Annotated in this window: 1 protein-coding gene; it reads right to left on the bottom strand. The window is 69.5% G+C overall.

The features are described from left to right. Positions 1–188: 188 nt before the first annotated feature. Positions 189–1790 (bottom strand): IS1182 family transposase, encoded by a 1602-nt coding sequence (locus ACYQ0U_RS22620; RefSeq protein ID WP_459970012.1) that lies wholly within the window; start codon positions 1788–1790, stop codon positions 189–191. Positions 1791–1850 lie beyond the last annotated feature (60 nt).

Below are 1850 nucleotides of genomic sequence, written 5' to 3'. Positions count from 1 at the left end.
CTAGGAGGCTGCTGAACAAGGTGCGTTCAGGAGCGGCAGTGGTGGGCGGCGGGTGGAGCGCCTCAAGGTGGGCCGTCGAGCGGCATTTCTGGTCAGCACTCTGGGTGCGACAACGAGGGTCGTTCCACCCGCCTGCAGCCATGCTGAGCGACTGGCGGTGGACGGCGCAAGGGTCCGCGGGCTCGCGCTCAGGCGAGGACCCAGGTCCCGTTCTGGACGGTGAGGCCCATGGCGAGGAGGCGGCGCAGGTTGAGGGCGGCGACGCGGTGGTGGAGCCAGTTGTTGTTCTTCTCGATCCCGCGGTAGGGCACGCGGCGCGCGCCTCGGGTGAGCCAGGCGATCGAGCGTTCGACCATCGGTCGATGCTGGCGGTAGACGGCTTGGAAGCCGTCGTCGGCGGCTCGCTGCCGGTGTTCGCGTTGCAGGTGGTGGTGCTCGCCGATCACCACGCTGCGGCCAGATGCTGAGGTGGTGCACTGCTCGCGTAGCGGGCAACCTCGGCAGGCGGCGCCGAAGGTGACGGTGCCCTTCGGCGACGGGCTGCGGGTGAGGGCACCGGGACAGGTCAGCGTGTTGGCGATCGCGTCGTAGACGAAGTCGTCGATGGTGAAGCCACCCTCGACGGCCGGCTTGATCGGCCACGGCTTGACCAGAGGCGTCCAGTTCCTCTGGTTGAGTTGATGGAGCATGTCGCCGCTGGCGTAGGCCGAGTCGCCGAGCACCTCGACGGCCTCGCCTGCGCCGATGGTGGTGTCGGCGGTGACCAGGTCCGCGCCGACGTTCGCGTCGGAATTCTCAGCGCCGTTCGTCTTGGTCAACCTCACCGCCGTGGTCAATCCGGTGTCGGGCTCGACCACCACATGCGCCTTGTAGCCGTCCTGGCGCCGTTCCCGGGTCTTGTGCGCGTGCCGGGCGTCGGGATCCACGGTCGAGATCACCCGATCCGGAGCCGTCCGGCGGGCGATGCGCCAGCGGCCGTCGGTGCCATCAGAGTCCTCAGCCGGCTCCACGTCCTGCCCGGCGACCAGCGCCAGCAACGCGACCGCCTCAGCCGGCCGCCCGCCCGCCCTGGTGATCTGCTCGAGTCCGACCTCATCATCGAGGGCCGCGAGCAGCGCCAGCGCGTCGCCCACCAGCGCGGACACCAGCTCGTCGCGGGCAGCCCGGTCGTCCCACGCGATCGGCGGCTTCCCCGTCGAGCTGTAATCCTGCCCGGTCAACGCAACCAGTCGGGTGCAGTGCGCCCCGATGAGGTTCTTGGCGTCGGGGACCTCGCGGCCGACCCGGCGGATCTGGGCGATCAGCTGGGTCACGGTGTCCTGTCGCGCGACCGCGTCATCGAGGACCGTGGAGTCCAGCGCCCGCCGCGTCTTGCCCGCCACCGCCCCGGTCTGGTCGATCACGTCGCGGACCACCTCGAAGATCCGCTGCGGCCGCTCGCTGGCCGCCAGCCGGCGCCGCCAGTAGGTCAACGTCGAGGCATCGAAGCCCTTCGCGTCGATCGCATACCCACACGCCGCCTTCCACCGCAGATCGAAGGTCAACGCGTCGACCGCCTCACGGTCCGAATGGCCGTACAACGCCTGCAACACGATCACCGAGGCGACCACCTCGCCCGGGATCGAGGGCCGCCCACGCCCCGACGGGAACAGATCGGCGAACAACTCGACCGGGAACAACCGGTCACGATGCTCAGCCAGCAACGCGAACACGCCGCCCGGCTCGAGCAGATGCCCCGCCACCGACTCCACGTCCAGCAGTTCACGCTGCCGATCCGACTCACCCTGCATACCCACAGGATTTCACCACCACCGGGCGACCGTGGGAGGCGCGCCTTTGTTCAGCAGTCT

The sequence above is a fragment of the Nocardioides pyridinolyticus genome (assembly GCF_054653575.1).
The sequence above is the reverse complement of the archived record's forward strand: the minus strand, read 5'-3'. Positions and strand labels throughout refer to the sequence as shown.